General features: G+C 69.7%; 21 protein-coding genes. 7 read left to right on the plus strand and 14 right to left on the minus strand.

All coding sequences use genetic code 11. The annotated features are described in order from the left end of the window. Nucleotides 1–6 precede the first annotated feature (6 nt). Nucleotides 7–1,500, minus strand: coding sequence for a cytochrome ubiquinol oxidase subunit I (locus BR31_RS0125420; protein WP_027503399.1), 1,494 nt, complete (start codon nt 1,498–1,500; stop codon nt 7–9). Between the two features lie 168 nt (nt 1,501–1,668). Continuing rightward, nucleotides 1,669–2,541, minus strand: a complete 873-nt coding sequence (locus BR31_RS0125425; RefSeq protein ID WP_027503400.1) for an aminodeoxychorismate lyase — start codon at nt 2,539–2,541, stop codon at nt 1,669–1,671. A gap of 55 nt (nt 2,542–2,596) precedes the next feature. On the opposite strand from BR31_RS0125425, the gene ygfZ reads away from it, so the two are divergent. The 4 genes from ygfZ (at nt 2,597) to BR31_RS0125445 (ending at nt 5,699) form a co-directional block, all read left to right on the plus strand. Further along, nucleotides 2,597–3,724: a CAF17-like 4Fe-4S cluster assembly/insertion protein YgfZ gene (gene ygfZ / locus BR31_RS0125430; RefSeq protein WP_027503401.1), complete on the plus strand. Its 1,128-nt coding sequence runs from the start codon at nt 2,597–2,599 to the stop codon at nt 3,722–3,724. Next, a complete protein-coding gene (locus BR31_RS0125435) occupies nt 3,721–4,401 on the plus strand; it encodes an MOSC domain-containing protein (RefSeq protein ID WP_027503402.1) in 681 nt (226 codons plus the stop codon). Before ygfZ ends, BR31_RS0125435 begins: the two co-directional genes overlap by 4 nt. After that, a complete protein-coding gene (locus BR31_RS0125440; protein ID WP_027503403.1) occupies nt 4,398–5,354 on the plus strand; it encodes an asparaginase in 957 nt (318 codons plus the stop codon). The genes BR31_RS0125435 and BR31_RS0125440 overlap by 4 nt, the downstream gene beginning before the upstream one ends. Before the next feature lie 138 nt (nt 5,355–5,492). Next, complete coding sequence (locus BR31_RS0125445) at nt 5,493–5,699, plus strand: DUF3073 domain-containing protein (RefSeq protein WP_027503404.1); 207 nt, start codon at nt 5,493–5,495, stop codon at nt 5,697–5,699. Between the two features lie 155 nt (nt 5,700–5,854). Here the strand turns inward: BR31_RS0125445 and purM are convergent, their stop codons facing one another. From purM to BR31_RS0125490, 9 genes are all read right to left on the minus strand, one after another. Further along, nucleotides 5,855–6,940, minus strand: a complete 1,086-nt coding sequence (purM, locus tag BR31_RS0125450) for a phosphoribosylformylglycinamidine cyclo-ligase (RefSeq protein ID WP_027503405.1) — start codon at nt 6,938–6,940, stop codon at nt 5,855–5,857. A gap of 77 nt (nt 6,941–7,017) precedes the next feature. Beyond that, entirely contained in the window at nt 7,018–8,616 is a 1,599-nt protein-coding gene (gene purF / locus BR31_RS0125455) for an amidophosphoribosyltransferase (RefSeq protein ID WP_027503406.1), read from the minus strand. A gap of 85 nt (nt 8,617–8,701) precedes the next feature. Further along, nucleotides 8,702–9,088 (minus strand): sterol carrier family protein, encoded by a 387-nt coding sequence (locus BR31_RS0125460; protein WP_027503407.1) that lies wholly within the window; start codon nt 9,086–9,088, stop codon nt 8,702–8,704. Beyond that, the gene (locus tag BR31_RS30195) at nt 9,085–9,735 is read right to left on the minus strand and encodes a GNAT family N-acetyltransferase (protein WP_051637739.1); all 651 of its coding nucleotides are present in this window, start codon (nt 9,733–9,735) and stop codon (nt 9,085–9,087) included. Before BR31_RS30195 ends, BR31_RS0125460 begins: the two co-directional genes overlap by 4 nt. A gap of 19 nt (nt 9,736–9,754) precedes the next feature. Beyond that, nucleotides 9,755–11,455, minus strand: a complete 1,701-nt coding sequence (locus BR31_RS30200; protein WP_051637755.1) for an alpha/beta hydrolase — start codon at nt 11,453–11,455, stop codon at nt 9,755–9,757. Between the two features lie 103 nt (nt 11,456–11,558). Further along, complete coding sequence (gene purL / locus BR31_RS30205) at nt 11,559–13,832, minus strand: phosphoribosylformylglycinamidine synthase subunit PurL (protein WP_037178394.1); 2,274 nt, start codon at nt 13,830–13,832, stop codon at nt 11,559–11,561. 152 nt (nt 13,833–13,984) lie between these two features. Further along, complete coding sequence (locus BR31_RS0125480) at nt 13,985–15,304, minus strand: DUF4185 domain-containing protein (protein ID WP_051637740.1); 1,320 nt, start codon at nt 15,302–15,304, stop codon at nt 13,985–13,987. A 133-nt stretch (nt 15,305–15,437) separates the two neighbouring features. Beyond that, nucleotides 15,438–16,724, minus strand: coding sequence for a M18 family aminopeptidase (locus BR31_RS0125485; RefSeq protein WP_027503409.1), 1,287 nt, complete (start codon nt 16,722–16,724; stop codon nt 15,438–15,440). A 30-nt stretch (nt 16,725–16,754) separates the two neighbouring features. Further along, nucleotides 16,755–17,105 (minus strand): VOC family protein, encoded by a 351-nt coding sequence (locus BR31_RS0125490; RefSeq protein ID WP_027503410.1) that lies wholly within the window; start codon nt 17,103–17,105, stop codon nt 16,755–16,757. A 176-nt stretch (nt 17,106–17,281) separates the two neighbouring features. On the opposite strand from BR31_RS0125490, the gene BR31_RS30840 reads away from it, so the two are divergent. The 3 genes from BR31_RS30840 to BR31_RS30215 all read left to right on the plus strand — a co-directional run bounded on the left by BR31_RS30840 (nt 17,282) and on the right by BR31_RS30215 (nt 19,910). Next, nucleotides 17,282–18,058, plus strand: coding sequence for a class I SAM-dependent methyltransferase (locus tag BR31_RS30840; protein WP_051637741.1), 777 nt, complete (start codon nt 17,282–17,284; stop codon nt 18,056–18,058). Between the two features lie 131 nt (nt 18,059–18,189). Beyond that, a complete protein-coding gene (locus tag BR31_RS0125500) occupies nt 18,190–19,149 on the plus strand; it encodes a Dyp-type peroxidase (RefSeq protein WP_037178396.1) in 960 nt (319 codons plus the stop codon). Between the two features lie 38 nt (nt 19,150–19,187). Then, nucleotides 19,188–19,910, plus strand: coding sequence for a DUF1361 domain-containing protein (locus tag BR31_RS30215; protein WP_051637742.1), 723 nt, complete (start codon nt 19,188–19,190; stop codon nt 19,908–19,910). A 1-nt stretch (nt 19,911) separates the two neighbouring features. Here the strand turns inward: BR31_RS30215 and BR31_RS0125510 are convergent, their stop codons facing one another. The 3 genes from BR31_RS0125510 to BR31_RS30220 are packed head-to-tail and all read right to left on the minus strand — an operon-like array spanning nt 19,912 to nt 22,606. Further along, nucleotides 19,912–20,391, minus strand: a complete 480-nt coding sequence (locus BR31_RS0125510) for a carboxymuconolactone decarboxylase family protein (protein WP_027503412.1) — start codon at nt 20,389–20,391, stop codon at nt 19,912–19,914. Between the two features lie 17 nt (nt 20,392–20,408). Further along, the gene (locus tag BR31_RS0125515) at nt 20,409–21,482 is read right to left on the minus strand and encodes an NAD(P)H-dependent amine dehydrogenase family protein (protein WP_027503413.1); all 1,074 of its coding nucleotides are present in this window, start codon (nt 21,480–21,482) and stop codon (nt 20,409–20,411) included. Nucleotides 21,483–21,532: 50 nt separating this feature from the next. Beyond that, nucleotides 21,533–22,606: an NAD(P)H-dependent amine dehydrogenase family protein gene (locus tag BR31_RS30220; protein WP_051637743.1), complete on the minus strand. Its 1,074-nt coding sequence runs from the start codon at nt 22,604–22,606 to the stop codon at nt 21,533–21,535. Nucleotides 22,607–22,630: the final 24 nt, after the last annotated feature.

Raw genomic sequence — 22,630 nt, forward strand, 5'->3', positions numbered from 1 at the left:
CCCGCCTCAGTACGCGAACGACAGTTGTTTGGGCTCGCCCGGCTCCTCGGGCTCCTGCTCATCGCCCGGCGGATGCTTGTCGTGGTCGGACGGTCCGGCGATCGCATAGCGCCGGATCAGCATGAACCACACCACGCCGAGAGCGGCGTAGACGAGGGTGAAGACGATCAGCGAGAAGACCACGAGGCTGGTCGGGTGATCCGACACGCCCTGGTCGACGGTCAGCCGGATCTGGTCCACCCCGGTCGGATTCGGGTGCACCACCCAGGGCTGGCGGCCCATCTCGGTGAAGATCCAGCCGGCGCTGTTGCCGAGGAACGGGGTGGGGATGGCCAGGAGGGACAACCAGCCGAACCACTTCTTGTCCGGGACCCGGCCGCCGCGCGTCATCCACAGCCCGACCACCGCCAGCACGGCAGAGCCCGCGGCCCAGCCGATCATCGCGCGGAAGGTCCAGTAGGTGACGAACAGGTTGGGCTTGTAGTTGCCCGGTCCGAACTGCTCCTCGTACTGGGCCTGGAGCTCGGTGACGCCCTGGAGGGTGGAGTTGGGGTCGCCGTTCGCCAGGAACGAGGTGAGACCGGGGATGCTGATGAGCTGGGTGATGTTCTCGCAGTTGTTCTGCGTTCCGACCGTCAGGATGGAGAAGTCGGCGCCGGTCTCGGTGTGGCACAACGATTCCGCGGAAGCCATCTTCATCGGCTGCTGTTCGAACATCAGCTTGGCCTGGATGTCGCCGGTGATCGCGAGGCCGACACCCGAGGCCACCATCACCCACAGGGCGAGGATGGTGACCGGGCGGAACATCGTCCGGCCGGTGTTCTCGTGCTCCGCCGCCACCGCCGGATCGGTGGCCTCCTTGGCCCTCCGCATGCTGCGCACCATCGACCAACCGCCGATGCCCGCGACGAACGTGCCCGCGGTGAGGAGCGCGCCTGCCACCACGTGGGGGAAGGCCGCCAAAGCCGTGTTGTTGGTGAGCAGTTCCCAGATACTCGTCAGCTCGGCGCGACCGCGCTCCTCGTTGTACCGCGCGCCGACCGGGTGCTGCATGAACGAGTTCGCGGCGATGATGAAGAACGCGGACGCGTTGACGCCGATCGCGACCAACCAGATCGTCGCCAGGTGAACGAGTTTCGGCAAGCGTCCCCAGCCGAAGATCCACAGACCGAGGAAGGTGGATTCGAGGAAGAAGGCGACCAGGCCCTCAAGGGCCAGCGGTGCGCCGAACACGTCACCGACGAAGCGCGAGTACTCGCTCCAGTTCATGCCGAACTGGAACTCCTGCACGATGCCGGTCGCGACGCCGAGTGCGAAGTTGATGAGGAAGAACTTGCCGAAGAACTTGGTGAGCCGATACCAGTGATCCTTTTTGGTGATCACCCACATCGTCTGCATGATCGCGATGAGCGGGGCGAGCCCGATCGTCAGCGGGACGAGAATGAAGTGGTAGACGGTCGTGATTCCGAATTGCCACCGAGATACGTCCAGTGCGTCCATGGCTTCTCCCATGCAGTGCCCGTAGGACAGGCGTGACCGGGGCCGAGTCGTGGGCTGACGCCTCAGTCCCGCTTCAAAAGGTACGTCCTGCGACCTCTTGCCGCAGGCCTTTATCTACTACCGACAGTAGTAGCGGAGTCAAGTCGCCCACGCCGTCCCCGACCGCGCTCAGACGGCGTCCGGCATCGCCCCTACGGTCTCCGCCGACAGGTCGACCAGCGCCGACAGCTCCTCGGCGATCTCCGGCACCGCCGTCACCCGGCCGTTCAGCGCCCGCACCCGTGCGGCGAGAGTCACACTCGAGAGCAGCCAGACACCGTCCGCCAGAATGAGATCCGCGGGCCGCAGCGGCGCCACCTCGGTGCGGAACCGATGCTCGCCCGCGATCTCGAACAGCGCCCGCTGGGTGGTTCCCGGCAGGATCCCCTGGTCGATCGGCGGGGTGATCAGGGTGCGTCCGCGCGCGATGACGACCGTGGAGCGGGGGCCCTCGAGCACGAGACCCTCGCTGCTGGTGAAGATGACATCGTCGGCGCCAAGCGAGTTCGCGTGCCGCAGCGCCGCCATGTTGGTCGCGTAGGACAGCGTCTTCGCGCCGAGCAGCTGCCAGGGGGCGAGCGCCGCCAGGTCCACCGAGAACCCTCGGGGCAGGGTCACCACCGCGATCCCGTCGCGCCTTGCGGCCGCGACCCGCACGTCGATGGGGCCGATCGTGAGGTAGCCGGTCGGCCCCCCGCCGATCTCGCGGCCGCGGCTGAGCACCAGCCGCATCAGCCCCTCGCCGTCGCCGTCCCACTCCGCGAGGGCGGTCTTCACGGCGGCGCGCCAGCGGTCCAGGTCCTGCTCCGGCAGGTCCATCGCAGCCGCGGAGGAGTTCAGCCGTTCGAGATGCAGCTCGATGGTGCACGGGGAACCGCCTCGCACCAGCACGGTTTCGAACACTCCGTCACCACGCACGGCCGCCAGGTCGTCCGCGTAGAGCAGCGGGACATCGGGGTCGTGCACCTTGCCGTCGAGGGTCACCAGTACGCGCGGGGCCATGCCAACAGCCTAGGACGACCGACCGGCCGAGGCCGGACGCTCCTACTATGGAACTGTGTCCGAGTCGCCGAGCGTCGCCCCAAGTCCACTGCTGTCCCTCCCCGGCGCCGTCGCCGGTCCCGACGATTCCCTCGACGCCGGGGTGGCCTGGCACTACGGCGACCCGCTGCGCGAGCAACGCAACGCCGAGACCGGCGCCGCCATCGTGGACCGCTCGAATCGCTTCGTGCTCTCCATCGGCGGTGCCGAGCGCCTGACCTGGCTGCACACCATCTCCAGCCAGCACATCGCGCAGCTGCCCGACGGCGGTTCCGCAGAGAATCTGAGCCTGGACCTCAACGGCCGGGTCGAGGAGCACTTCGTGCTCACCGATCTGGACGGGGTCACCTGGATCGACACCGAGCCCACCCACGGCCCCGGACTCCTGGCCTTCCTCCAGAAGATGGTGTTCTGGGCGAAGGCCGAGCCGGCCGCCGCGCCCGAGATGGCCGTCCTGAGCCTGCTCGGACCCGATGTGCGCCGGCCGAAACTCCTTGCCGCGCTCGGCATCGCCGCACTTCCGCCCGTCTACGGGGCGGTTGCGCTGCCCGGCGGCGGCTTCCTGCGCTCGATGCCGTGGCCCGGCGAGCACGCCTTCGATCTGATCGTGCCCCGCGAGCGGCTCTCCCACTGGTGGGAGACGCTGACCGCCGCGGGCGCCGCGCCCGCGGGCAGTTGGGCGTTCGAGGCCCTGCGGGTGGCCGCCGTGCGCCCCCGGATCGGCGTGGACACCGACGAGCGCACCATCCCGCACGAGGCCCGCTGGATCGGCGGCATCGACGAGCACGGGGCCGTGCACCTGGACAAGGGGTGCTACCGCGGGCAGGAGACCGTCGCCCGGGTGCACAACCTCGGCAAGCCGCCCCGGCACCTGGTGCTGCTGCATCTCGACGGTTCCGCGGACACCCGTCCGGAGCCGGGCGACCCGGTCACCGCGGACGGCAGGGCCGTCGGGCACCTGGGCACCGTCGTCGACCACCACGAGCTCGGCCCCATCGCACTGGCCCTGATCAAGCGCACCGTGCCCGCCGACACCGCGCTGCTCGCCGGCTCGGTGGCCGCCTCGATCGATGCCGAATCCGTGCCCAGCTACGACGCCGTGCAGGCGGGCAGGGCCGCCGTCGACCGGTTGCGCGGCCGGTGAGCGGCACGGGACGCGGCACGGGTCGCGTCGAGGCCGTCTGCGTGGTGCACGCCGAGCGCGACAGCGGCACCAAGCGGGTGCCGCGCACCGCGATCGACAAGCGCCCGGTCGACGGGCCGGTACGCATCGGGCCCGCGGGGCTGACCGGGGACCACATCTGCGACACCGAGTTCCACGGCGGGACGTACAAGGCGGTGTACGCGTACCAGCAGGACGAGGCGCAGCGATGGGAATCGGAGCTGGGGCGCCCGCTGCCCGCCGGCTGGTTCGGCGAGAACCTCCGGGTCAGCGGGATCGCCGCGAGCGACGCGGTGATCGGCGAACGCTGGCGACTGGGTGACGGCGATCTCGCGGCCGAGCTGGAGGTGAGCGGCCCGCGGACCCCGTGCGGCACCTTCGGCGTGTGGTCCGGCGAACCCCGCTGGGTCAAGCGCTTCGCCGACCGCGCCGACACCGGCGCCTACCTGCGGGTGGTCCGCGGCGGCCTGGTCACCGCCGGCGATGCGATCCACCGCGTGCACGTGCCGGCCCACGGGGTGACCGTGCGCGACCTGTTCACCGGGCGGAACCAGGAAGGTCTGGCCGCAATGCTCGAGCAACAGCCCGACCTGTCGCCTACTGTCGCAGACAAGGCACGCCGACGGATCGCCGGACGGAAGGTGCAGGTGGAGTATTGAGCGTCGAACTGGTCGAAGTGGATCGCTCCGGTTTCCGCGAGTGCGTGCACCGCGGTTCGGTCGTCGTGCTGGACCGGGACGGCGAGGTGATCCTGGCCCTCGGCGAGGTGCACACCCCGATCTACCCCCGTTCGTCGAACAAACTCATGCAGGCCGTGGCCCTGCTGCGCAGCGGATTCGACCCGGCCGACAACCGGGAACTGGCGATCGCCGCCGGCTCCCACGAGGGTGAGCCCGAGCACGTGGCGGTGGTGCACCGGCTGCTCACCCGCAACGGGCTCGCCGAGAACCAGCTGCGCTGCCCGCCCGAGCTGCCCTCGAACGACACCGCACGGGCCCGCGTGCTCGCCTCTGGGGCGCTACCGCGGCGGATCTTCATGAACTGCTCCGGAAAGCACGCGGCGATGCTCGCGGCCTGCGTGGCCCGCGACTGGCCGCTGGAGAGCTATCTGGAGCCCGCACACCCCATCCAGCTGGCCGTGGTGGACACCATCACCGAACTGGCGGGCGAGACGGACTCCGAGCTGGGCATCGACAGCTGCGGCCTTCCGATCGTGCCGCTCTCGCTCACCGCCCTCGCGCGCGGATTCGCCGCGTTGGTCACCGCGGCCGCAGGCAGCCAGGAACGGGCGGTGGCCGATGCCGTCCGCGAACAACCGTGGCTGGTGTCCGGCACCGGACACGACGACTTCCTGCTGATGAGCGCCGTACCGGGCCTGCTCTGCAAGGTGGGCGCCGACGGGGTACACGCGGGCGCGCTGCCCGACGGCACCTCCTTCGCGCTCAAGATCGACGACGGCGGCGAACGCGCCCGATTGCCGCTCACGGCCGCGTTGCTGCACCGGCTCGGGGTCGCCTGGACCGAGGATCTGGCCGAACTCGCCTCGCCACCGGTACTGGGTGGGGGTGTTCGGGTGGGCACGATCCGGGCGATTCCGGGCATTCTGAGATAAATCAGACACCCAACCCGGCCTGGGGTGGGAGCGCCCGCCGAGTTCTCAGGCTAGAGTGTGTGTCAGGAAGAAATACACACTCAAACGGGGCCGCCAAAAATTCCCAGGCCGCCCCGCGGAAGCGCGAGGGGGTTGGCCATGGGCCGCGGCCGGGCTAAGGCAAAGCAGACCAAGGTTGCACGCGAGCTCAAGTACAGCTCGCCGTCCACGAACTTCGACAGCCTGCAAAAGGAACTGTCCGGAGGTTCGTCCAGCTCCCACCGGAACGGGGTCCTCGCCGACCAGCGTTCCGAGGACACTGCGTCGCGCTGGGACGACGACGAAAACGACGACTGGCGCCGCTGACACGGCGCAGTACAGGAATGCGGGGTAGCCCACCGGCTCCCCCGCATTTCGGCATGTACGGTCGGCGTGCAATCTCGATCTGCTGATCACATAAACGAACGGACCGTTGACCTCCCGCCAGGGTGGTCAACGGTCCGTTCGTTTGTCCAGTCGGATCAGAAGCGCGGGTGGTCCCCGACCATGCGAACCAGGTCGGTCCCGTCCTGCTTGTCCGATGCCTTGGCCACGGTGCCGAGCGTCCAGCAGTCGATGTGGCGGGCGGTCAGCACCGCCAGCGCACGGTCGACGTCCTCGGGCGCCACGATGGCGACCATGCCGACGCCCATGTTGAACGTCTGCTCCATCTCGGCCCGCTCCACCCGGCCGCGCTGCGCGATCATCGCGAACACCGGCGCCGGGCTCCAGGTGCCGCGGTCGAGCTCGGCGACGAGCCCCTTCGGCATGACCCGGGCCAGGTTGTTCGCCAGGCCGCCGCCGGTGACGTGGCAGAACGTGCGCACGTCGGTCTCGGCGATCAGGGCCAGGCAGTCCTTGGCGTAGATCTTGGTCGGCTCGAGGAGCTCCTCACCGAGGGTCCGGCCGAACTCCTCGACGTGGCCGCCGAGCGACATGCGGTCGATCTCGAGCAGCACCTTGCGGGCCAGCGAGTAACCGTTGGAGTGCAGGCCCGACGAGCCCATGCCGATCACCACGTCGCCGGGGCGCACGCGCTGCGGGCCGAGCACGGCATCCGCCTCGACGACGCCGACGCCGGTGGCGGAGAGGTCGTAGTCGCCGTCCGCCATCAGCCCGGGGTGCTCAGCGGTCTCGCCGCCGAGCAGCGCACAGCCTGCGATGATGCAGCCGTCGGCGATGCCCTTGACCAGCTCGGCGACCCGCTCCGGCACGACCCGGCCCACGGCGATGTAGTCCTGCAGGAACAGCGGCTCGGCGCCACACACCACGAGGTCGTCGACGACCATCGCGACCAGGTCGAGGCCGAGGGTGTCGTGCTTGTCCATGGCCTGCGCAACGGCGATCTTGGTGCCGACGCCGTCGGTGGACGCCGCGAGCAGCGGCTCCTTGTACCCGCCCTTGAGCGCGAACAGCCCGGCGAACCCGCCGAGGCCGCCGATCACCTCGGGGCGGCTCGCCTTCTTGGCCAGCGGGGCGAACAGCTCGACGGCCCGGTCTCCGGCCTCGATGTCCACCCCCGCCGCCGCGTAGGAGGCGCCGGTGGGGCGGTCGTTGTCGTCGGTCATCGGATTCGCTGCTCCAGCCATCTTCTCGGCGGCGCCTTGGGGCACCGCATGGTGATCTACGTGTTGGCGCTACGCGCCTACGGTCGACTCAGCGCGCTCGCGTTGTCGTTGTCCTGCGTCGCCGCGGCGCCCGCGGTGCTCTCCAGCATTCCCTCGAGCACGTTCTTACCCATCGAGGTCTCGGTCGGCAGCGCAATCGGGTAATTACCGTCGAAACACGCCGAGCACAGTCGGGACGCGGGCTGCTCGGTGGCGGCGATCATGCCCTCGATCGAGACGTAGCCGAGGGTGTCGGCGCCGATCGAACGGCGCACGCCCTCGAGCATCTCGTCCATGCTGTGGCTGGTCACGCCGTCGGCATCGCTTGCCCCCGCGCCGTTGGCGATCAGCTCCGCGGGCGAGGCGAAGTCGATGCCGTAGAAGCAGGGCCACTTGACCGGCGGCGAGGCGATCCGCACGTGGATCTCCAGCGCGCCGGCCTCGCGGAGCATCCGGATCAGCGCGCGCTGGGTGTTGCCGCGGACGATGGAGTCGTCCACGACGATCAGGCGCTTGCCGCGGATGACCTCTTTGAGCGGGTTGAGCTTGAGCCGGATGCCGAGCTGGCGGATGGTCTGCGACGGCTGGATGAAGGTGCGGCCGACGTAGGCGTTCTTCATCAGGCCCTGGCCGTAGGGGATGCCGGAACCCTGCGCGTAGCCGACCGCGGCCGGGGTGCCGGACTCGGGAACGGGGATGACCAGGTCGCCCTCGATCGGGTGTTCCTTGGCCAGCCTGCGACCGATCTCGACGCGGGTGGCGTGCACCGACCGGCCGCTGATGGTGCTGTCCGGGCGGGCCAGGTAGACGTACTCGAAGACGCAGCCCTTGGGCGTCGGCGCGGCGAAACGCGAAGAGCGGACGCCGTCGGCGTCGATGGCGAGCAGCTCCCCGGGTTCGATCTCGCGGACGAACGAGGCGCCGACGATGTCGAGCGCGGCGGTCTCGCTGGCGACGACCCAGCCGCGGTCGAGCCGGCCGAGGCACAGCGGGCGCACCCCGTGCGGGTCGCGGGCCGCATACAGGGTGTGCTCGTCCATGAAGGTCAGGCAGAACGCGCCTTGCAGGGTCGGCAGCAGATCCATCGCGGCCTGCTCGATGGTGCGGTCGGCCGCCGCGTGCGCCAGCAGCGCGCCGACGATGTCGGAGTCCGAGGTGGCGCCGCCCGGCCGCTTGTCGTTGATCAGCCCGGCCGCGCGCGCCCTGGTGGCCAGCTCCGCCGTGTTGACCAGGTTGCCGTTGTGGCCGAGGGCGATGCCCGTGCCTGCCGCCGTGGTCCGGAAGATCGGCTGCGCGTTCTCCCAGGTGGTCGACCCGGTGGTCGAGTACCGACAGTGCCCGACGGCAACGTGCCCCGGCATCGCGCCGAGGGTCTGCTCGTCGAACACCTGACTGACCAGGCCGAGGTCCTTGAAGACCAGCACCTGCGAACCGTCGGCGACGGCGATGCCTGCCGCCTCCTGACCACGGTGCTGCAGCGCGTAGAGGCCGTAATAGGTGAGCTTCGCCACATCCTCGCCGGGAGCCCAGACGCCGAAGACGCCACACTCCTCGCGGGGCGGCTGCTCGTCCTGATCCGACAGGTCTGCGGGTGCGAGAAGATTCGGGCTGTTGACCGACAATTCGGCTTGAGTCACCGGGGTTGCTCCCTAGGGGGTGGGATGGGGGGCAAGGTCATTCTACGGGTTAACGGCGGGTGTACTGACCACAGGCCTCCAGCCCTCAGAAGCGGAGCAACGGCAGCCAGTGCTCGATCTCGCGGGCCCTGGTGCCCGACGCCGTCAGCGCGCCCGTCGCCGATGCGGCGTCGAACGTCAATCCCCCGGTCACCAGCAGCAGCCAGCTCCGTGGATCGGTCTCCACCACGTTCGGCGGGGTGCCCCTGGTGTGCCGCGGTCCCGCGACGCACTGCACCGCCACGAACGGCGGCACCCGCACCTCCACCGAGGAACCGGGCGCGGTGTTCTCGAGGGTCCTGGCGCTGAGCCGGACAGCGGCCGCGAGCTGGGCCCGGCTCGGCGCAGGAGCATCGGCGTCGGCCAGCCAGTCGCGGACCTCGAGCAGCGCCGCCCTCAGGTCGGCGGGGTCGATCTTCTTGCGTGCGGTCACCGCGCCGACCCAGCGGCGGCCGGGTCCGCGGCCGGACCGGGTCGAACAGCAGGCCGGTTCACCGATCGGCGCGAGATCCGCGCGAGCAGGCCGGCCCGCACCCCAGGCCATTCTTCGTCCGTCACCGAGTAGACGATCGTGGTCCGCACCGTGCCGTCACGCCGACGGGCGTGCCGACGGAGCGCACCCTCTTCGGTCGCGCCGATCGCAGCGACGGCCGCGCGCGAGCGAACGTTCTCGTCGTCGACGTTCAGCTCCGCCCGGCGCGCCCCGAGAGTGCCGAAAACATGTTCCAGCACAAGCAGTTTCGACTCGGCATTGATCGCCGTACCCCGAACCCGGGAGGCGAGCCATGTGTAGCCAATCGTCACCCGGCCGTGCAACTCGCTCATGTTGTAGATCGAGGTGGTACCGACGATCTCACCGGTCGCGGCGTCCACCTGCGTCAGTGTCTGCCGCCCTGACCGCAGCGCGTGGTCGACCGAGGCCACCGACGGCGGCTCCGACTCGATCCCATACGGAAAGTACCGCAACGTCTCGGGATCATCGTGTGCCCTCGCGAGCCCGTCGACGTCGTCGATCGTCGTCGGACGCAGCAACACGGACTCCCCGCGCAGTGTCGGCGCCTCGCTCCAGTGGTCCGTCACTATTCCCCCTCTGTCCGCGTCACTTCTCCGGTCCCTGCGTTCCCGCCCGCGCCTCGATCGCCGCGCGGACGCGTTCGGTGTCGCCGGCGGTCCAGCCATCGGGACCGGCCACCGCGACCCAGCCGTCGAGCACGGTGGTGCCGTAGTTGTGGCCGTGACCGTCTGGCACCCCCGCGGCGTTGGCGAGGTCGGCGGCGACCTGCCAGAACGTCACGAACGGGAACCACCGCATGCTCGGCAGCCGGTCCGCGCCCGGCGCCTCCGAGAGCCAGTCCGGGCGGTTGAAGATCAGGTCGGGGCTCCACCACACCACCGGGTCCGACGGGTGCTGGATGTAGAGCACTCGCGGCTTCATCCAGGGCGAGGGCGGACTCCCGATCGAGGCGGCGTCGTTGGCGAAACGGACCACCAGACCGTCGGAGTACTCCGGTTCGACCTGCCGGGTGCCGGGGTCCCGCCGCGCGACGAGCTGGCTCCACAGGGTGTTCGAGTTCGGCGGACCCACCCACAGCACCCCGTCGACGGTCTCCCGGATGTCCGAGAGGCCGTCGAACGCCGCCTCGCCTGCCTGCGTGCCGAGGCTCTCGCCGTAGATCAGCAGCTTGGGCCTGGTCTCCGCGGGCTCGCGCAGCCAGCGCTCGTGCACGCGGCCGATCAGCGCGCGTCCGGCCTCGGCGGCCTTGTTCCGGTCCGCGAGGAAGGAGATCCAGCTGGGCAGGTACGAGTACTGGCTGGCGACGAGGGCACTGTCGCCGTTGTGCACCAGCTCGATCGCCTCGGCCGCGGTCGGGTTGACCCAGCCGGTGCCGGTGGTCGGGATGACCACGAGGACGCTGCGCTGGAAGGCCCCGGTGCGCTCGAGCTCGGAGATCACGACGTCCAGTCGGGCGTCGGTGTCCGCCGCAGTCTCGAGCCCGGCGTAGACCCGGATCGGCTCGAGCGCCGGCTTACCGTTCACGGCCGCCAGCTCGTCGGCGTGCATGCCCCGCGAGACGAAGTTGCGGCCCTCGAAGCCGAGCGACTCCCAGCTCGCGTACGAGGCGGGACTGCCGGACCGCTCGGGTTCGGTCGGTTGTACGACACCCTCGCGGGTGGTGTTGTTCTGCAGGCTGAACGCGGAGTTGATCGCCGCGTACGCGGCGTCGAACAGCACGTCCGTCACCATGGTGTAGCTGAGGAACGCGACCAGCACCACGCCGATCGGGGCCGCGGCGGAACGCGGCACCTTCAGCCACCGGTTGAGGTAGCGGGCGATCAGCCTGACCAGGTCCCGCAGCACCCGCCACAACGAGATCAGCAGCGCCGCGATCAGCATGCTCAGGAACAGCGTCCGCAGGTAACCGGTGGTGGTGGTGCCCTCGGCGTCGGTCAGCGCGGCCAGCTCCCGCTGCCAGGCGGCCGCGGCGATGAGCATGCCGATCGACACCAGCAGCGACAGGGTCGGCACCGCGATCTTGAGTGCCAGCTGGACCTTCGCGGGCGGCGGCCACCAGGGCAGCCGCGCCAGCAGGAACCGGTTGACCGCCCACCCGACCGCGGTTCCGACGCCGTAGCCGATGGCCGCGGTGATGCCGCCGATCAGGCCCTGATAGAGCCAGTCCCGGGGAAGCAGGGACGGCGTCAGCGACCAGCAGAAGAACAGCGCCGCGAACGCGATGCCCGTGTAGTCCAGCCGCAGCAGACCCCAGGCCCAGCCCACGAAGGGGTGCCGCTGCCGCAGCTCCTCAGGAGAGGCGAGGACCTCGACCCAGCTGGACTGCTCGTGCTTCGTCCCGGCCGCTCCCCCGGTCTGCTTGGTCTCGACCTCTCCCCCGGTCAAGGGCTCAGCCGAAGAGTTCGGGGAGCGTCGCCTCCGACAGTTCGCGCAGCTCGGCCATGGTCACCGAGAACTGGCCCTGGACCTCGATCGAGTCCGAGCCCTCGTCGACGACGCCGATGCGCACCCACGGCAGGCCGCGGGCGGTGCACATGCCGGTGAACCGGGTCTCCTCGGTGCGCGGGACCGCGACCAGGACTCGTCCGGCCGACTCGGAGAACAGCGTGACGAACGGGTCAGCGCCCTCGGGGAGCAGGATCCGGCAGCCGGTCTCGCCCGCCAGCGCGGCCTCGACGACCGCCTGGGCGAGGCCGCCCTCGGACAGGTCGTGCGCGGCGCTGATCAGCCCGTCCCGCGAGCCGGCCAGCAGGATGTCGGCGAGCAATTGCTCGCGCGCCAGGTCGACCTTCGGCGGCACGCCACCGAGGTGATCGTGCTCGACCTGCGCCCAGATCGAGCCATCGAGCTCGTCGCGAGTCTCCCCCAACAGGATCAGGGTCTCGCCCGGCTCGAGGCCGAGCCCGGTGGGGATGCGGCGGTGCACGTCGTCGATCACGCCGAGCACGGCGACCACCGGGGTCGGCAGGATCGCCGTCGAGCCGGTCTGGTTGTAGAAGCTGACGTTGCCACCGGTGACCGGGATGCCGAGGGCGGCGCAGCCGTCCGCGAGGCCGCGCACGGCCTGCTGGAACTGCCACATGACGCCCGGGTCCTCCGGCGAGCCGAAGTTGAGGCAGTTGCTGACGGCCTTCGGGGTCGCGCCGGTGACCGCGACGTTGCGGAACGCCTCGGCCAGCGCGAGCTGGGCACCTGCGTACGGGTCGAGCAGGGTGTAGCGGCCGGAGGCGTCGGTGGCCAGCGCGATACCGCGGCCGGTCTCCTCGTCGATCCGGATGACGCCCGCGTCGGCCTGCTCGGCGAGCACGGTGTTGCCGCGCACGTAGCGGTCGTACTGCTCGGTGATCCACTTGCGGCTGCACAGCTGCGGCGAGGCCACCATGTTCAGCAGCGTCGTCTTCAGCTCGTCCGGCGTGGTCGGACGGGCGAGGGCGGCGGTGGTGTCGGCGACGAGCGCGTCCTGGGTCGCGGGCCGCTGCACGGGACGCTCGTAGACCGGTCCCTCGTGCGCGACGGTGCGCGGCGGGACGTCCACGACGTTCTCGCCGTGCCAGTCGATGGTGAGCCGGTCGCCCTCGGTGACCTCACCGATGACGGTGGCGAGCACGTCCCACTTGCGGCAGACCTCCATGAACGCGTCCACGTTCTCCGGGGTGACCACGGCACACATCCGCTCCTGCGACTCGCTGGAGAGGATCTCCGCTGCGGTCATGCCGGTCGCGCGGGTGGGCACCTTGTCCAGGTCGATGTGCATGCCGCCGTCGCCGGCCGCCGCGAGCTCGGAGGTGGCACAGGACAGCCCGGCGCCGCCGAGGTCCTGGATGCCGACGACCAGCTTCGCCTTGTACAGGTCGAGGCAGCACTCGATGAGCACCTTCTCGGTGAACGGGTCGCCGACCTGCACGGCAGGCAGCTTCTTGGGGCGGCCGCCGGAGGACTCGTCGAAGGTCTCCGAGGCGAGCACGGAGACGCCACCGATGCCGTCGAGGCCGGTCCTCGCGCCGAACAGGATGATCTTGTTGCCCGCGCCTGAGGCGAAGGCGAGGTGCAGGTCCTCTACGCGCATCGCGCCGGCGCACAGCGCGTTCACCAGCGGGTTGCCCGCGTAGGAGGCGTCGAAGACCGTCTCGCCGCCGACGTTCGGCAGGCCGAGGGAGTTGCCGTAGCCGCCGATCCCGCGCACGACGCCGTCGACGACCCGGCGGGTGTCGGGCGCGTCCGCCGCGCCGAAGCGGAGCTGGTCCATGACCGCGATCGGGCGGGCGCCCATCGCCATGATGTCGCGGACGATGCCACCGACACCGGTCGCCGCGCCCTGGTAGGGCTCGATGTAGGACGGGTGGTTGTGCGACTCGACCTTGAAGGTGACCGCCCAGCCGTCGCCGATGTCGACGACGCCCGCGTTCTCACCGATGCCCGCGAGCATCGAGGAGCGCATCTCGTCGGTGGTGGTCTCGCCGAAGTAGCGCAGGTGCACCTTGGAGGACTTGTAGGAGCAGTGCTCGCTCCACATCACCGAGTACATCGCGAGCTCGGCATCGGTCGGGCGCCGACCGAGGATCTCCTTGATCCGGGCGTACTCGTCTTCCTTGAGTCCCAGTTCCTTGAAGGGCTGGGCGACATCCGGGGTCGCTGCGGCCTTGGTGACGGTGTCGACCTGCACGGTGCTCGTCTCTGAAGACACGGGGAGTCGGGTCCCTTCCCTGGAGGAGTCAAATCGGCCGCGGCTGGCGCCACGCTGCCTGGGCAAAGTCTAACCGCCAGGACAGCGTGCCCCCGCACTGGTAGTGGCCACCCGCACCACCGCGGCACCCGTCACTGCTCGTCGGGGTACTCCACCCGCAGCAGCCGCGCGTCTCCCGTGGTCGCCGGGTCGGGGCGGTCGGCCTGATCCGTGGCCTTCATCTGCAGACCGTTCAGGTCGGTGCGCATGTAGATGACGTTGTAGCGGTCCCAGGTGGTGGCCACGAACTCCAGGTACTGGCCGGTGGCCCACGGGTGCATGAAGCCGCCGTAGAGCGCGGGCACCAGCGTCCCGCTGAGGATGGTCTGCTTACCGCTCCACGGGCCCTCGAGCCGGTCCGCCTGCCGGATCACGAGCGAGTTGGTGGCATCGGTGTACATCGCGACGTACTTGCCCAGGTAGTCGTTCCACTGCACCGCGAGCTCGCTGACCGGCGAGCCGATCACCGGCGTCGCCTGCGCGAGATCGGCGCCCCAGGTGCTGCCGTTCCAGTACGTGTACGCGTTGAGGTCGCGGATCTGACCGGCCGGGACGCGGGCGAGCAGCGCGGTGCCCTGCCTGCCGGACTCGGTGCCGTACTCGTAGACGAAGCCGTCCCTCCCGTCGACGAAGGCGCTCTGCTGGAACTTCGAATTGCCCGGACTGACCGCAGGGAAGCCGGGGACGTCGATGCCCTCGATGTTGGTGCGGATGGTCGCGGGGTCCGCGGTCCAGTTCTCACCGTTGTCCGTCGAGTACGCGATGGCCGAGTAGTTCGTGGTCCAGTTGCCAGGGGTGTCCCAGGACCGCACCGACATGAAGCGGACGTACTGCACCCCGTTCACCGCGATGCCTGCGGTCGGGATGGTCGTGTACTCGCCGGGGATCGCGAAGCCCGGGATGATCTCTTTGGAGTTGTTCGGACCGCTCAGCGGCGAACTGTCGATCCGCATGCCGTCGGACAGCACATTGTCGGAACTGCGGAACAGGACGTTGCTCCGCCAGTCGTCGCCGTCCGCCTCGCAGTCGCCGACGGTGTCGCCGAACGCCATCAGGACGTCGTGGCGGCCGAGGGCGTTGCCGTTGTCCCACATGATGCCGAGGTCGGTGCCCGAGACGTTGAAACGCGAGATGGTGTTGTTCGGGCTGCCGGGACCGGTGACCATCTCGATCGCCTTGGTCCTGCCGGTCAACTGTGGGACGCCGCCGTCCGGGGGCCCGGTGATCCACGGCATCAACCCGGCCAGCGAGCCGGTGCTGCTACCGCTGCTGCCGCCGGAACTGCCCGATCCGCCCTGACCGCAGGGGCCGCCCTCCGCCGCCGAGGCAGGCGAGACCGCCGATGCCGCAAGGGCGACCGCGACCGCCGCCGCGGACAGGACCGATGACCAAGACCGACTCAGCGCACGCACAGAGATGTTCCTCTCGGGGTTCTGCAGGGGGCGCGGAAATGAACGCGGCCCAGCCAAACACGGGAGGACTGTTACTGAGGTGACCGTTGGGGCAATTGTTACTAAACGTCAACAAACAAGTCCGCCGGGCGGCCTAGTCCGCAGGCGTCAGGAAGGCCGCGAGCGCCTCGGCGTACGCGGCCACGTCGGCCGCCCCCATCAGCTCCCGAGCCGAATGCATTGCGAGCTGCGCGGCCCCCACGTCCACGGTGGACAGCCCGGTCCGCGACGCCGTGATCGGTCCGATGGTGGAACCGCACGGCAGGTCCGCGCGGTGCACGTAGCGCTGCAGCGGCACCCCCGCCTGATCGCAGGCGAGGGCGAAGGCGCCGGCTCCGGCCGCATCGGTGGCGTAGCGCAGGTTCTGGTTGACCTTGAGCACCGGACCGCCGTTGATCTCGATCCGGTGCGCGGGCTCGTGCCGGTCCGGGTAGTTCGGGTGGGTCGCGTGCGCCATGTCCCCCGACGCGCACACCGAGCCCGCCATCGCGCGCAAGAAGTCCTCCCGGCCACCGCCGCGCGCCAGCACGATCCGCTCGAGCACCGAGTTCAGCAGGTCGGAGAAGGCGCCGCGGTCGGACATGCTGCCGACCTCCTCGTGGTCGAACAGCACCAGCACCGGGATCGCCTCGGCCGGGTTCTCCACCGCGGCGAGCAGCGCCCTGCTGCCCGCGTAGCAGGTGCCCTGGTTGTCCAGGCGCGGCGCGCTGACCAACTCGTCGTGCAGCCCGACCACCGCGCTCGGCGCCAGGTCGTGGGTCATCAGTTCCCAGCCGAGCACCGCGCCCGGATCGACGCCCGCCTCCTGGGCGAGGAAGCCGAGGAAGCGCCGCGGCGAGGAGCCGACACCCCAGATCGCGTTCACGTGCCGCTGCGGATCAAGCTGCACCCCCTTGCGATCCTCCGAAAGGTGGATCGCCAGCTGCGGCACCCGCAGGATCGGCCGGTCCACCCGGATCAGCTTCTCCTGCAGCGTGTTTCCCTCGCGGATGCTCAGCCGGCCGGAGATGCCGAGATCACGGTCCAGCCAGGAGTTCAGCCACGCACCGCCGTAGGGCTCGAGGCCGACCAGCTGCCAGCCGGCGGATTCGAGGTCCGGGTGCTGCTTGACCCGCAGATTCGGGCTGTCGGTGTGCCCGCCGACGATCCGGAACGGCGCCGCCTCCCGCCCGCTGGCCTCGGTGCTCCACGCGACCAGCGAGCCGCCGCGCACCAGGAAATAGCGACCCGGCGCCGACGGCCAGCCCTGGGCCTCGCGCAACCGCACGAACCCCGCGGCGGTCAGCTCGGCCGCGACCGTTTCGCAGACGTGGAACGGCGACGGTGACGCGTCGACGAAGGAGCAGAGCCCGGATGCGGTGGCGTCGGTGAGCTGCGGCATGAGTCGATCCTAGTGACCGGGTCGACCCCGTCAGTGGCTGCCCGACACGCAGAACCTGTTCCCGTCGGGGTCCGTGAGCGTGACCCACCGGAAGCCGTCCATGTCGTGCCGCTCGTACTCCTGCGCACCGGCAGCGGTCAGCCGGGCCACCTCGGCGTCGAGGTCCTCGGTGATCAGGTCGAGGTGCACCCGGTTCTTGCCCGGCGTGGGGTCCGGCACCTTCTGGAAGGCCAGCTTGTGCGCGGCACCCGGCACCTCGACCATGTAGAACCAGCCGTCGTTCTCCTGCTCGATCCGGCCTCCGACCTGCTCCGCCCACCACGCGGCGAGGGGGCCCGGTTCGGCGCTGTCGAAGGTGATCATGCCCAGTGTCAGTGTCATGACCGAACGCTACCGCCGGGCACCGACATTCGGCGCGGCCGTCGTGCGCGCCCACCGCGCCTCGCATCCGGCTCGAAAGCCAGTTTTCCACGCGCCTGCCTTCCCGATCTGTGAGACTGCTCGGGTCGTGGTGCCGACCGCGAAAGGGTTGCACCCAAAGGGCGAACGAGGCGAAGATGCGCAACTACGCTCAGAGCGTTCTGGGGCATGACATGCCCGACGAGCTCCAACGACTTCAACTGCTCGAGTCGTTCACAGATCCGGTGACGTTGCCCGTTCTGGAATCTCTCGAGGTCGGATCGACGTGGCGCTGCCTCGACGTCGGCGCGGGAGCCGGATCGGTCGCGCGCAGCCTCGCCTCCCGCGCGGCCGACGGCAGCGTCATCGCCACCGACGTGGATGTTCGCTTCTTGCCGACCGATATCCACAACCTGAAGCCGACAGCGCACGACATCACCGTCGATGACTTCCCGCCCGCCTCGTTCGATCTGGTTCACACGCGGCTCGTCCTCGAATACCTTCCCGCGCGCGACGAGATCTTGCGCCGCATGGCCGGGTGGCTCGCCCCGGGAGGTTGGTTGTGTCTCGGAAGTCTCGACATCAGCGAGGGACTGTCCTCTCCGTTTCCACCCGTTCGTGCAGCGATGACGAGTCTCGCCGCAGCGATGCGCGCACACCTCGGCGCGGACATCGGATATGGGCGGCGCGCAACGGAAGCGATGCACGAGCTCGGGCTACGCGACGTCACGCTCACGGGTGTGCCGTTCCTCCTCGGCGACGGGGGCACCGGAGACCGGTTCTTCGGCGCGATGCTGAACCGATTCCAACCACTCCTTCGCGCGTCCGGTCACGTGTCGGCCGCAGACGACATGGAGAAGGGACTCGAGTGGCTCGCCCAGCCATCCGGAATCGACTTCGGCGGCATCCTCACAACAACGTTCGGGCGTCGCTGACCGCGAGGGTCGTCGCAGAGGGCGGGGATCCACAAGGCGGCGCCGGGGCCGTTGCCCTGCCGTCGATTACCGTTGGGGCGCAGGGTCGATACCGCCGATGACCCAGCTCACCACGGAGACCGGAGCCCTCGATGACCGAATCGCCCCACCCGCCACGGGTTCCCGAGTCCCAGACGGTGACCAGCCCCCTCTCCCCCGCGGCGATCTTCCTCGTCGCGACCGTCGATGCCGGTGGCGAGGCGGTCATCCGCTCACTGCTCGCGGACGCCGCAGGACTCCGTCGGGCGGCCGGGTTGCGGGTGCCCGGATCTGGCCTGGAACTGATCGTCAGCATCGGCTCGGATGCCTGGGACCGACTGTTCGCCGGGCCACGACCGGCGCAGCTGCACCCGTTCCCTGCGTTGCGCGGCGGGAGGCACCAGGCCCCGTCCACCCCTGGCGACCTGCTCTTCCACATCCGGGCGATGAGCCTCGATGCCTGCTTCGAGCTCGCACACCAGATCGCCAAGCGGCTCGCGGGCGCGGCAACCGTCGTCGACGAGGTGCACGGCTTCCAGTACTTCGAGAACCGCGACCTGATCGGGTTCGTCGACGGCACCGAGAACCCGTCGGGGCGAGCCGCCGTCGCGGCGGTCACGGTTGGCGACGAGGACCCGGCCTTCGGGGGTGGCTCGTACGTACACGTGCAGAAGTACCTGCACGACATGTCGGCCTGGGAGGCGCTGCCGGTCCCCGAGCAGGAACGGGTCATCGGGCGCACCAAGCTCGAGGACATCGAGATGACCGACGACGTCAAGCCCTCGAACTCGCACGTCGCACTGAACGCGATCAAGGACGAGGACGGCCGATCCCTGGAGATCCTGCGCGCGAACATGCCGTTCGGCCGCGTCGGCAACGGCGAGATGGGCACGTACTTCATCGGTTACTGCCGCACGCCTGCGATCACCGAGCGGATGCTCGAGAACATGTTCCTCGGCGATCCGCCCGGCAATCACGATCGGCTGCTCGACTTCTCGGTCCCGGTCACCGGATCCGCGTTCTTCACCCCGAGCGCCGATTTCTTCGACGCACTGCCTGCGCCGCCGTCGTGATCCCGACCCCGGGCCCGCAAACCCGATAGGTTTCGGCCATGTCGCTCGACACCCTGCTGCTGTTCGCGATCGGGCTCAACGCCTACGCGCTGCTGCTGATCTACCTGCGATCGTGGCTCTATCGGGTCCCGGTCTACCGACCGATGGTGAAGAACTTCATGCTCTCGGTGCTGCCGCTGGCGGTGTTCCTCGCGGTCGCGATCGTCTTGGTGCTGACCGTCGGATTCGTCTCCCGCCCGCTCGGGATAGCCGTGGGCACGGCGGGATTCGCGGTCTGGCTGCTGGCGCTGCCCAACTCCGGCTACCTGATCACCGAGCTGAACCAGAGCCATCGGCGTGAGGACGAGGAGGTCCCGCTCTGGTACGACATCATCGCGGTGCTCAGCTTCGCCATGTCGGGTGTGGTCAACACCGTCCTCGGCGTGATGGCCGCTCAGCTGATGATCACGGTCATGCTGTTCGGCGATTCGAACGCCGCGTTGGCGAGTGTGCCCGCGCGCAGCACCGCCGTCGTCATCATCGCCCTGGTGTCGGTGGGCATCTACCTCGGCAGATACCTGCGGCTCAACAGCTGGGACGTGCGGTCACCGCGGCGCATGTGGACGAAGGTCCGCGAACACTTCGACTCCCGCGCCGCGGTGGGCAATTTCGCACTGTTCTGCCTGACGCACACCGTGTTCCTGCTGCTCATCTACGGCCTGATCGCCGGGCCGTTCCTCGATGCGATCGCCAACTCCCCTGACCTGGTCGTCGACGAGTAGCTCAGTGCCCCGGCAGCACGCAGACGCTGTCGAGGCCGAGCACGTGATTGAGCCGGCCGAACGCCAGCCAGGCGCCGATGCTCATCGAGAGCTCGACGACCTCGGTCTGGGTGTAGTGCGCGAACATCCGGGTCCAGAACTCGTCGTCCAGTCCGTGGTGGTCGAGCGCGTACCGCTCCGCGTACTCGGCGGCCAGCCGGGTGCGATCGTCGAAAACGTCGGTGGTGCGCCAGTTCTCGACCGCATCGTCGAAACCGGCCTCCACCTTCTTGCCGTCCCTCTCGGTGCGCCAGTCCTGGCAGAAGATGCAGCCGTTGATCTGCGCGATCCGCAGCCGTGCGGCCTCGAACGCCCGCAGATCGATGGTCGAGTGTTCGTACACGGACAGCGAGAACTTCGAGGCCGCGATCCCGATGCCGGGGACCATCTCGCCCCACACGTACCCGATCGGGTCCTTGTCTTCGGGAATGTCGATGAGCATGGCTCGTCCTTTCGTGACTACCGTTTTCCGAGTTTGCCGACTGCTGGGCGCAGCGGGACGTCGAGCGCGTCGTAGATTCCTGGTTCCGCGGCCACCAGCCAGTCGATGGCGCTCACCAGTCGCCCGACCGCGGTGGCGTTTCCGCCCGCGGACCGGCTGCCGTCCTCGTCGGTGCACTCGACCGATACCTCGATGCGCGGGCGGCCCTCGATGATCACCCGGTGGGCGCCGTCGCCGTCCGGCGGCATCGGCCAGTCGGTGGCGCAGGTCGGGTGGATGCGGGTGACGTGTTCGACGACGATGCGGGGCTCGCCGTCGACGATGCCCTGCACCTCGAACCGCACCGCGCCCTGGGTGCCCGCCTCGAACTCGCCCATCGTCTTGGTGCTGACGGTCTCGTCGAGCGCGCGCCGGTCGAGTGTCTCGCGGATCTCCTCGAGTTCGACGCCGAGGGCCCGCGCCATCATCCGGATCTGCCCGCCCCACACCATGGTCGGGATCGTCGGCGCGATCATCGGCGGCAGGTAGTCCATCGGCTGGCCCATGCCGACCAGGTAGCGCACCGAGTCGGGCTGGTCGTAGGTGGAGTAGTCGAAGATCTCCTGACAGCGGATCACGTCGACGGTGCTGCCGAGCCCGCTGAGCAGCAACGGCAGTACATCGTTGCCCCAGCCGGGGTCGACACCCGAGGCGAACATCGAGCCGCCACCCTCCGCGATGGCGGCCAGCACCGGGTCCCGCAGTTCCGCGGGGGCATTGGTCGGGTCGTAGAGCGGGTACAGCGCGGGGCTGACGACGACGGCCCCGGCGCGGATCGCCCGGCAGATGTCCGCGAGGGCGTCGTCCGGCCGGATGTCGCCGGAGGCCGCGTACACCACAGCCCCCGGGCTGGCGGCCAGCACCGCCTCGATGTCGTCGGTCGCGGCGACCCCCAACTCGGCGTCGAGGCCGGCCAAGTGGCCCGCGTCGCGGCCGACCTTGTCGGGGTTGTTCACGATCACATTCGTCAGCTTCAGCGCCGGGTGCGCATCGACCGCCCTGATGGCCGCCCGTCCGACATTTCCGGTACCCCACACCACCGTTGAGATCATGGCCGGGACGCTACCGAACTGGAACACGTTCTCGTGGGCGTTCGGCCGACTCAGACGGAGGCGTCCGCCAACTCCGGTGCGCGCGTCGGGCGCAGCGGGACGTCGAGCGCGTCGTAGAACCCCGGCGCCTGGCCTGCGAGCCAGTCGATGGCGCCGACCAGCCGCGAGACCGACGTCGCGTCCTCGCCAGCGTCGGGGGCGGCGCCAACCACGATCATCGCGATCCGCGGGCCACCCTCGACGAGCACCCGCTGCGCGCAGGACTGACCCTCCGGCGGGCTCGGCCAGTCCGGGGCGCAGGTCGGGTCGATGCGGTTGACGTGCTCGATCACGATGCGCGGCTCGCCGCCCACGATGCCCTGCACCTGCAAGCGCAGCGCACCCTGCCCACCGGCGTCGAATTTGCCCATCGTGTCGGTCTCGATCGAGGCCTCGAGCGGCCGCCGTTCGAGGCTCTCGCGGATCTCGTCGAGTTCGACACCGAGCGCCCTGGCCATGAGCCGCACCTGACCGCCCCACACCGTCGTCGGCATCCTCGGCGCGATCATCGGCGCCAGATAGTCCAGCGGCTCGCCCATGCCGACCAGGTAGCGCACCGAATCGGGCTGGTCGTATCCGGAATAGTCCACGATCTCCTGGCAGTGGATCCGATCGACGTCCGCACCGAGCCCGCTGAGCAGCAGCGGCAGCATCTCGTCCGTCCAGTCGGGGTCGACGCAGGTCACGAACAGCGAGCCGGTCCCATCGGCGAGCGCGGCACGGATCTCCTCGCGCAGGTCCTGCCGATCGTCGCGATGGTCGTACAGCGGGTAGATCGACGGGGTCACCACGATGGCGCCTGCCAGGAGCGCCGCGCAGATGTCGGCGACCACATCGGCCGAGCGGATGTCGCCGGAGGCCGCGTACACCACCGCGCGCGGGCCCGCCGCCAGCACCGCCGCGGCGTCGCGGCTCGCCACGACCCCGAGCTCCCTGTCGAGGCCGCCGAGCTCGCCCGCGTCGCGCCCGACCTTGCCGGGGTCGTGCACGAGCACGGCCGCCAGCTCCAGACCCGGGTGCGCGTCGACCGCGCGAATCGCCGCGCGCCCGAAGTTCCCTGTCCCCCACACGATCGTCGAGATCATGGCCGGACGGTAGCAAAAGGGCGG

Origin of the sequence: Rhodococcus sp. UNC363MFTsu5.1, from assembly GCF_000686785.1 — a bacterium.
GTDB classification, from domain to species: domain Bacteria; phylum Actinomycetota; class Actinomycetes; order Mycobacteriales; family Mycobacteriaceae; genus Rhodococcus_G; species Rhodococcus_G maanshanensis.

Excerpts from the sequence above, each read along its gene's own strand:
- BR31_RS0125420 (WP_027503399.1), bottom strand. The coding sequence starts at position 1,500 with ATGGACGCACTGGACGTATCTCGGTGGCAATTCGGAATCACGACCGTC.
- BR31_RS0125425 (WP_027503400.1), bottom strand. The coding sequence starts at position 2,541 with ATGGCCCCGCGCGTACTGGTGACCCTCGACGGCAAGGTGCACGACCCC.
- BR31_RS0125445 (WP_027503404.1), top strand. The coding sequence starts at position 5,493 with ATGGGCCGCGGCCGGGCTAAGGCAAAGCAGACCAAGGTTGCACGCGAG.
- purM (WP_027503405.1), bottom strand. The coding sequence starts at position 6,940 with ATGACCGACGACAACGACCGCCCCACCGGCGCCTCCTACGCGGCGGCG.
- BR31_RS0125485 (WP_027503409.1), bottom strand. The coding sequence starts at position 16,724 with ATGCCGCAGCTCACCGACGCCACCGCATCCGGGCTCTGCTCCTTCGTC.
- BR31_RS0125490 (WP_027503410.1), bottom strand. The coding sequence starts at position 17,105 with ATGACACTGACACTGGGCATGATCACCTTCGACAGCGCCGAACCGGGC.
- BR31_RS30840 (WP_051637741.1), top strand. The coding sequence starts at position 17,282 with ATGCGCAACTACGCTCAGAGCGTTCTGGGGCATGACATGCCCGACGAG.
- BR31_RS0125500 (WP_037178396.1), top strand. The coding sequence starts at position 18,190 with ATGACCGAATCGCCCCACCCGCCACGGGTTCCCGAGTCCCAGACGGTG.
- BR31_RS30215 (WP_051637742.1), top strand. The coding sequence starts at position 19,188 with ATGTCGCTCGACACCCTGCTGCTGTTCGCGATCGGGCTCAACGCCTAC.
- BR31_RS0125510 (WP_027503412.1), bottom strand. The coding sequence starts at position 20,391 with ATGCTCATCGACATTCCCGAAGACAAGGACCCGATCGGGTACGTGTGG.
- BR31_RS0125515 (WP_027503413.1), bottom strand. The coding sequence starts at position 21,482 with ATGATCTCAACGGTGGTGTGGGGTACCGGAAATGTCGGACGGGCGGCC.
- BR31_RS30220 (WP_051637743.1), bottom strand. The coding sequence starts at position 22,606 with ATGATCTCGACGATCGTGTGGGGGACAGGGAACTTCGGGCGCGCGGCG.